The organism is Devosia sp. (assembly GCF_041917035.1).
Lineage (GTDB): Bacteria > Pseudomonadota > Alphaproteobacteria > Rhizobiales > Devosiaceae > Devosia_A.
The window spans coordinates 1-7893 of the sequence record NZ_JAYRYM010000172.1 but is presented as its reverse complement, the minus strand read 5'-3'; the positions used below and the strand labels follow the sequence as shown (position 1 = coordinate 7893).

Genomic DNA, 7893 nt, shown 5'->3' with positions numbered 1-7893 from the left:
GCCGGCATTGTACCAGTCGGCCGATTCCGGCACGTCGGTCTGCTCGCCCCAGGTCATCGGCGAGGCCGGCGGCAGGTCGCAGTACCAGTCGTAGAACGACATGCAGACGCCGCCCATCAGCGACAGGTAGCGCGAACCGGCCGCATAGGAGACCATCGACATGGCCGGGATGGGCGAGAAGCCGACCACGCGGTCCGGCCCGTGCCGGCGCACGGTGTAGACATTGGCGGCGGCGATCAGCTCGTTGACCTCGTCCCAGCCGGCGCGGACGAAGCCGCCATGGCCGCGGACCCTGGTGTAGTCGCGCCGCTTCGCCGCATCCTCGACGATCGAGGCCCAGGCGGCGACCGGGGCCCTGGTGGCGCGCGCCTCGCGCCACAGCCGGAGCAGGCGGGAGCGGACCAGCGGGTGCTTCACCCGGTTGGCCGAGTACATGTACCAGGAATAGCTGGCGCCCCGGGCGCAGCCGCGCGGCTCATGGTTGGGCAGGTCGGGCCGGGTGCGCGGATAGTCGGTCTGCTGCGTCTCCCAGGTGACGATGCCGCCCTTGACGTAGATCTTCCACGAGCACGATCCGGTGCAGTTCACCCCGTGCGTCGAGCGCACGATCTTGTCGTGCTGCCAGCGGCCCCGATAGGCCTTCTCCCACTCCCGGCTCTCGCCGGTGGTGATGCCGTGCCCCTCGGCGAAGGGGGCGTTGCGCTTGAGGAAGTTCAGCCGATCGAGAAGCAGGCTCATCACGCACTCCGGGTCTGGGCAGTTGCCGCGGCCGACTCGCGACCGCGCTCGATGTCGTGCAGCAGGCCGCCGCGGCGCGTGTAGACGAACCAGGTGAGGGCCAGGCAGGTGACGTAGAAGACGAGGAACCCCCACAGCGCCGCCGAGGCGTCGCCGGTCATCTGGATGGAGGTGCCGTAGGCACGCGGGATGAAGAACATGCCGTAGGCCGCGATCGCCGAGGTGAAGCCGATGATGGCCGCCGATTCCTTGTCGGCCTGGCGGACGCGGTCGGCCGGGGCGAGCCCGGGCATCAGCCGGTCGATCTCCTTGCGCATGATCACCGGGATCATCTGGAAGGTGGAGGCATTGCCGACGCCGGTGGCGAAGAACAGCACCATGAACATCGCAAAGAACCCCCAGAAGGCGCCGGGCTGATCCTTGGCGGCCATGAAGTAGAGCACCCCGCCGACCGCCGCGATCATCAGCACGAAGGTCCAGAAGGTGACGCGCGCGCCGCCCCAGCGATCCGATACCCAGCCGGTGCCGGCCCGCGCTAGGGCGCCGACGAGCGGCCCGAGAAAGACGTATTGCAGCGAATTGACGTCCGGGAAGGCGATCTTGGCGAGCAGCGGGAAGCCGGCCGAGTAGCCGATGAAGGACCCGAAGGTGCCGGTATAGAGCCAGCACATCAGCCAGTTATGGGTGCGTCCGAAGATCACGGCCTGATCCTTGAACGAGGCCCTGGCGGAGGCGAGATCGTTCATGCCGAACCAGGCGGCGAGCGCCGACACGATGAGGAAGGGCACCCAGACGAAGCCTGCATTCTGCAGCCACAGCCGGGTGGTCTCATCGACCGGCTGCGGCTCGCCGCCGACGGTGCCGAACACCCCGATGGTGATCACCAGCGGCACGAGGAACTGCATGACGCTGACGCCCAGGTTGCCGAGCCCGGCATTGAGGGCCAGCGCGTTGCCCTTCTCGCGCTTGGGAAAAAAGAAGCTGATGTTGGACATCGAGGAGGCGAAGTTGCCGCCGCCGAGGCCGCAGAGCAGGGCCAGCACGAGGAAGATCAGGTAGGGGGTCTCGGGGTTCTGCACGGCATAGCCGATGCCCATGGCCGGGATGATCAGCGAGGCGGTGGAGAGCGTCGTCCACAGCCGGCCGCCGAACACCGGCACCATGAAGGAGTAGAAGATCCTCATCGTGGCGCCCGACAGCCCCGGCAGGGCGGCGAGCCAGAACAGCTCGTCGGTGGAGAACTTGAACCCGACGCTGGGCAGCTTGGCGATGACGACGCTCCACACCATCCATACGGCGAAGGCGAGCAGCAGGTTGGGGATCGAGATCCACAGGTTGCGGGCGGCGATGGCGCGCCCCTTGCCGGCCCAGAACGCGGGGTCCTCCGGCTGCCACTCGGCGATCAGCCGCGGGCCGGTGCCGGCCATGCCGGGCCGGTGCAGCGACTGCATCTCGGGCAATTGCGGCAGCTCGCCCAGGACCTTCTCGACGGCGGATTTCTCCATGTGCCGGATGGCGAAGTGCATCCAGAGCAGCGACACCACGACGATGCCGAACATCAGCATGAAGCTGCTGGTCCACAACCCGGTGACGTCGAGCAGCACGCCGAAGGCGATGGGCAGCACGAAGCCGCCGAGCCCGCCGATCATGCCGACCAGGCCGCCGACGGCCCCGACATTGCCGGGGTAGTAGACCGGGATGTGCTTGTAGACCGCCGCCTTGCCCAGCGACATGAAGAAGCCGAGCACGAACACCACCATGACGAACGGGACGAGGTCCATCCGGGTGGAGAAGCTGATCAGGCCGTGCACGCCGTGGATGACGTAATCGGTGTGCGGGTAGGCCAGCATGAAGGTGCAGACGGCGGAGACGCCAAAGGTGACATACATCACCGCCCGCGCCCCGTAGCGGTCCGACAGGTGCCCGCCATAGGCGCGGAACAGGCTGGCCGGGATCGAGAAGGCCGCGGCGAGGATGCCGGCGAGCTTGATGTCGACGCCGTAGACGCCGATCAGATACTTGGGCAGCCACAGCGACAGCGCGACGAAGGCGCCGAAGACGAAGAAGTAGTAGAGCGAGAACCGCCAGACCTGGACGTTCTTCAGCGGCTCGAGCTGCAGGAGAGTGCCCTTGGCCCTGATGCCGCCGGCGCGGCGCGCCACGAGATCGGGATCGTCGCTGGTGGTGAACCAGAAGATCAGCGCCGTCACCACCAGGGCCGCGGCCCAAACCTGCGCGACGACCGGCCAGCCGAACGCCACCATGACGAAGGGCGCGGCGAGCTTGGTGACGGCGGCACCGATATTGCCGGCCCCGAAGATGCCCAGCGCCGTCCCCTGCTTTTCCGGCGTGTACCACTTGGAGACGTAGGCGACGCCGATGGCGAAGGAGCCGCCGGCGAGGCCGAGCCCGAGGGCGGCCAGCAGCATCATCTCGTAGGTGGTGGCGTAGGAGAGCAGGAAGGTGGCCACCGCGGCCAAGAGCATGGTCAGCACGTAGACGACGCGGCCGCCGATCTGGTCGGTCCAGATGCCGAGCAGGACGCGGGAGAGGGACCCCGAGAGGATGGGGGTGCCGACCAGGAGCCCGAGCTGTGCATCGGAGATGCCCAGCTCGCCCTGGATCTTCACCCCGATGATCGAGAAGATCGTCCACACGGCGAAACACACCGTGAAGGCAAAGGTGCTCATCCCCAGCGCGGTGTTCTGCTGCCGGCTCGAGACGTTCGAAGTCGATGCCATTTGCTGCCCCATCAGGTCGGTCGGAAAGGACCCTTGCGGGCGAGGCTGAGGGCAGGCGGCGGCAGTTCCAGTTGATCCAGATCAATGCCCCGGCCCCCCGACGGCCAAATAAGCCGCGGCGCCAATTCCATCAGGGCCGCGCCTGCGGACTTGACGAAGGCAGTTGTCGGGGTCAGAAGTTCTGCTTGATGTTTATCAAGCATTGAGGCCGGCATGAGACCGGAAGACGTGTCGGGGCTCAGGGAACTGTCGCTGTTCGCCGGCATGGCCGACGAGGGATTCGAGCGGCTGAGCCGTGCCGCCTACCTGCAGGCCTTCCCGCCGCACGTCGAGCTGTTCCGCGAGGGCGACCGGGCCGATTTCCTGTTTGTCGTGGTCGAGGGGACGGTGGAGCTGCATGCCTCGTGGAACGGTCGCGAGACCAGCATGGGCATGGTCTCGCGCAACGGCACGTTCATCCTCGCCGCCGTCATCCGCGATGCCTGCTACCTGATGGGGGCCCGGACCGTCGGCCGCTGCCGGCTGCTGATGATCCCGGCCGAGGACGTCAGGGCCGCCTTCGAGCTCGACGATGCCTTCGCCCGTGCCATCGTGGTGGACCTCGCCGGCTGCTACCGCGGCGTGATCAAGAGCCAGAAGGACCTCAAGCTGCGCACCGGTGTCGAACGGCTCGCTGCCTACCTGCTGCGGCTCGCCGCCGAGCAGGGCGAGGAGCCGGAGGTGACCCTGCCCTATGACAAGCGCACCCTCGCCTCGCTGCTCGGCATGACACCCGAGAACCTGTCGCGTGCCTTCGCGACGCTGAAGCCCTACGGGGTCGCCGTCAACGGGGCAAGCATCGCGATCAGCGATCGCGAGGACCTGGGGAGGCTGGCCAAGCTGAGCCCGCTGATCGACGCGCCGGGGGTATAGCGGCGGCAGCCCTGAACCTGGTACTGCCCTGACCGACGCCGGGCGCAGGTGCCCAGCACTCGAAGGGGGCAGGCCAGATCCCCGTTGACGCCCGTCAAAAGCCGGCGACACCCCATGACGTAGCCTTCTTCCTGTCCTAGATGGGGAGGAACCTGGAATGGGTAAGGGCAGGCACGTTGAGGAAAGCATAGATCGGCCGGGGGAACTGGCAGCCGGTTCGGGACGGCCAGATCGGGTCTTGGGGTGGGTCGAGCGGAAACAGCGCGATCGAACGCGGGGGGGCAGGAGTAGGGGTCGCGTTCTGCTGGGGCTGGCCTTCGCCATGCTGGGGCAGATGGCTCTTGCCGGACCCGCGGAGGCACAGACCGGGCCGACCTTTCACATCTTCAACGTGATCCACAAGAAGTGCCTTGGCGTGGACAATCTTGCCAATGGCACGCCGGCCAAGCTCTTTGCCTGCGACATGTCAAAGCGGCCTGGCCGAGGCGATGGCTGGGAAATGCTCAAGGATGGCCACGTCCGGCACAAGGCGTCGGGCCGATGCCTTGACGTTGTCGGCAAGCCTGGCAAGGCGGATGGCGCGAAGATCCAGATATGGGACTGCGAGGATCCGGGGCGTGTCGGGTATCAGAACACCGACCAGATCTGGTTCCAGACCGGCCGGTGCTTCCTGAACAGACTGTCGAACAAGTGCCTGGATGTGTCTTCGGGTGGTGTGGTGCAGCTCTGGACACAGGATCCTCCGCCGCGAAACGGAGGCCCCACCGACCAGTTCTGGACTCTGCAGCCGTAACCATGCCCGCGTCGGCAGAGGCTGACGTGCGGCGCAGGGCCGGACTTCGGGGTCACCGTGCGTACCGGCACGTGATCCGAAATGCCGGCTCTGCGCCGGTGGTGGTAGAATGGTCTTGTACCGCCTGCGACCGGCGCCTCAGGCTTCGGCGTGGCCGCGGAACAGGGTGCGGTAGTCGCTCGGGGTCAGGCCGACATACTTCTTGAACACCCGCGAGAAGTACTGCGAGGAGTTGAAGCCGCTCTCGATGCCGATCGCGGTGATCGAGTCCGAGGTGCGGATCAGCCGCTCGCAGCAGCGCTTGATGCGCAGGCGCTGGCGATAATCGTTGGGCGCCATGCCGATCTCGTGGGTGAACAGGCTGTAGAGCCGGCTCTTGCCGTAGCCGAGCCGGCGCGCGACATCCTCGATGTTCTCGTCGCGGTCGGCGTCGTCGTCGGCACTGTCGCGCAGCATGGCGGCGGCGCGCCGCACGAGGCGGCTCTGCTCGCCCGAGGCGCGGCCGGACTCGCACGCTTCCCACAGCGACGTCACCAGCGCATAGACGCGCGAACGCACCTCGGCCATGATCGGCGCTGAGCCGATCAGCAGCCGCTCGTCGGTGAGCCGGTTGCACAGTTCGCCGAGCATGCGATGGCTGCCTTCGGGCAGATCGACCGGACGCTGGTGGCTCTCAGCCAGCCGGAACAGCGCGTCGACCTCGCTGCCGAGGAACAGCCGGGCCTTCTCGACCGCCTCGGCCACCGGCCTGAAGACCAGCCAGAGCAGCCGGCACGGCGTGTAGACGCCGTTGGCGATACGGTGGCGGCGGCCGGCAGGAATGATCAGCGCCTGGCTGCCCGTCGTCATCGAGAAATGATCGTCCGGCAGATCCCAGCACGCCTCGCCCGACTGCAGGAAGACGATCTCGATGCCGCCATGCTCCTCCCAGGAGTCGGAGGTCGGCACCGCGTTGCGGAACTGGTAGTAGCCGAAAAAGGCAATCTCCGGCACGCCGAAATCGGCGCCGGCGAATGTCGGCTGCTGTCCGAGCAGATGCGACCCGATCATCGGCGCCCCGGCGCCTCCTGTTGCGGTACGGCGCTGCCGGTCACGGCAGCGCCCTAGGCCGCGAGGCTAGCAAGCTCGGGCAGCGCGCGCAAACCGAGAGCGGGAACCTCCAGATCGAGGACATCGCCGGGCTTGAGCTCGAGGCCGGCGAACCTGACGCCCGTGCCATGGCCGGTGGCGGCGACGCCCGTGCCGTTGAGTCGCGCCGAGGCGCCGGTGCCGTCGGCGGGCAGGCCCAGATCGCCGAGCGCCATCTCGCCGCCGAGGATGGCGAGGCGTGCCCGCCCCTCGCCCAGTTCGACCGTGCCATAGGCGCCGGCGCCGGACCAGAAGCTGCGGAACCGGCCGGCCTGCTGCACGCGGGGGGCAAAGCCGATATGGCCGGCCGCCGCATCGACGCTGAAGCCCGAGAGCACGATCATCGCGCCCCAGCTGGCCATCGAGCGCGCATAGTTGGAGCCGCACTCGATCTCGTTCCAGGGATTGCGCCGGCCGCCGTCATAGCGGTCGCGCACCCCGGCGGTGACGGCGATGCCCTCGTCCAGCATGCCGTAGGCCATGAGGAGCTGGGCGAAGGCGTATTCCATGCCGTGCATGGTCTCCTGCGCATAGGGCACCGGCACGGCGGGCTTGACCTCGCCTTCGAGCCAGGTCGCGATGATCGTGCCGGCCTCGTCATCGAGGCCGAAGACGCGGCACGGATTGTAGATGTCGCCCAGCCGCGGCTTGAAGTTGTTGGCGTAAATGGTGCCGAGGCTGGTGACCACCTTGCCGGGGTCGAGCACGTCGCCCAGCCCGTACAGGTTCGCATGCCACTGGCCGAGCGCCTGGTCGATGATGCAGCCGCCGCCGATCTGGTACTTCAGCTCCTTGTGCTCGTCGCTCCAGTAGAGCTGCTCGACGGTATCGCCGAGGACGCCGAGCGATTTCTCGCCCTTGATGAAGGGGGCCAGCACGGACTTGTCCCGGATGTCGACCTGCTGGGTGTAGTGCGAACCGTTGAACAGGTTCTGGTCCACCCAGGCCCGGCCGCGCGCATAGATGGCGCCGTAGAGCGCGGCGGCCTCGGTCTCGCCGAGCGCCTCGGCCATGCGCTGTGCGGCAACCAGGGCACCGAGGTAGAAGCCGGTGAGCCAGGAATTGGGGCCGAACAGCTCCATGTCGAGCGTGTGATGCTGGCGGCCCCAGAGGACGCCGGTCTGTTCCGGATCCCATCGGTCGGGATTGTCGGGGCTCCAGGCGTAGTCGATGCTGCGCCTGACCGCCGGCCACAGGCTGCGCAGCCAGGCGTCGTCGCCGCTCAGCTTCCAGTCGCGATAGGTCTTCATGACATTGCCGAACTGGCCGTCGGCGCAGGGCCGCTCGGTCTCGTTGCCGGTGCCGAGCGGCAGGCTCAGCCGGAAGCTGAGGCCGCCCGCCGCATTGAGGTTGTAGCGGTAGTCCGCCGTGCGCATCGAGCGCTCGAGCGCCGGGAACAGGAAGGGCAGCGCCTGCTGGTAGTTCCACACATGGGTGCAACTGCCCTCGCATGAGCCGGCGGCCGGATGGCAGCCCTCCCAGCCGTAGAAGGTGCCGTCCTCGAGCCGGACGGTGGTGGGCGACTTGAGGATCGACAGGTTGGCACCGGCCGCATCGAGCACGGCGAGCGGCAGGGTCGAG

6 protein-coding genes are annotated in these 7893 nt (G+C 67.5%); 2 read left to right on the top strand and 4 right to left on the bottom strand.

Annotated features, from left to right (window positions below; translation table 11 throughout):
* On the bottom strand, positions 1-738 hold a 738-nt coding region (locus tag ACE3TU_RS15845; RefSeq protein WP_374625899.1), incomplete at its 3' end, for a molybdopterin-dependent oxidoreductase.
* Positions 738-3479 carry a nitrate/nitrite transporter gene (locus tag ACE3TU_RS15840; RefSeq protein WP_374625897.1) on the bottom strand — a complete coding sequence of 914 codons (2742 nt, stop codon included), beginning with the start codon at positions 3477-3479 and terminating at the stop codon, positions 738-740. The genes ACE3TU_RS15840 and ACE3TU_RS15845, both read right to left, overlap by 1 nt.
* Positions 3480-3692: 213 nt before the next feature.
* Between ACE3TU_RS15840 and ACE3TU_RS15835 the strand changes: the two genes are divergently transcribed.
* The gene (locus ACE3TU_RS15835) at positions 3693-4391 is read left to right on the top strand and encodes a cyclic nucleotide-binding domain-containing protein (protein ID WP_374625895.1); all 699 of its coding nucleotides are present in this window, start codon (positions 3693-3695) and stop codon (positions 4389-4391) included.
* Positions 4392-4713: 322 nt separating this feature from the next.
* Complete coding sequence (locus tag ACE3TU_RS15830; RefSeq protein WP_374625893.1) at positions 4714-5184, top strand: ricin-type beta-trefoil lectin domain protein; 471 nt, start codon at positions 4714-4716, stop codon at positions 5182-5184.
* A gap of 138 nt (positions 5185-5322) precedes the next feature.
* Here the strand turns inward: ACE3TU_RS15830 and ACE3TU_RS15825 are convergent, their stop codons facing one another.
* Both ACE3TU_RS15825 and ACE3TU_RS15820 read right to left on the bottom strand, forming a co-directional pair.
* A complete protein-coding gene (locus ACE3TU_RS15825; protein WP_374625890.1) occupies positions 5323-6234 on the bottom strand; it encodes a helix-turn-helix domain-containing protein in 912 nt (303 codons plus the stop codon).
* Positions 6235-6287: 53 nt separating this feature from the next.
* Positions 6288-7893 (bottom strand): GH116 family glycosyl hydrolase (locus ACE3TU_RS15820; protein ID WP_374625888.1); only part of this gene is annotated, 1606 nt, incomplete at its 5' end.